This window comes from Photobacterium galatheae (assembly GCF_000695255.1).
Classification (GTDB): domain Bacteria; phylum Pseudomonadota; class Gammaproteobacteria; order Enterobacterales; family Vibrionaceae; genus Photobacterium; species Photobacterium galatheae.
This window is the reverse complement of the sequence record NZ_JMIB01000076.1, coordinates 1-315: the sequence shown is the minus strand read 5'-3', so window position 1 is coordinate 315 and position 315 is coordinate 1. Positions and strand designations below refer to the sequence as shown.

2 tRNA genes are annotated in these 315 nt (G+C 49.2%); both read right to left on the bottom strand.

The features are described from left to right. Positions 1–29: 29 nt before the first annotated feature. A tRNA-Met gene (locus tag EA58_RS20720) sits at positions 30–106 on the bottom strand. Positions 107–144: 38 nt separating this feature from the next. Then, a tRNA-Gln gene (locus EA58_RS20715) sits at positions 145–219 on the bottom strand. Between the last annotated feature and the right edge of the window lie 96 nt (positions 220–315).

Below are 315 nucleotides of genomic sequence, written 5' to 3'. Positions count from 1 at the left end.
GACATCTTGTTTCTCACTTATCGTGAGAATGGTGGCTACGACGGGATTCGAACCTGTGACCCCATCATTATGAGTGATGTGCTCTAACCAACTGAGCTACGTAGCCACTTTTTGTTCACGCCGGCGTTGCCTACGTTTTGTATGTGGCAGGGCTACCTGGATTCGAACCAGGGGATGGCGGCATCAAAAGCCGCTGCCTTACCGCTTGGCGATAGCCCTGCAGAATGTCACAAAGCATTGTGCAATTCAAGAAAGAAATGATGATTCAATCATTTCTTCTTTGTTCACCGCTGAGATTGGTGCGGAGGGAGAGAC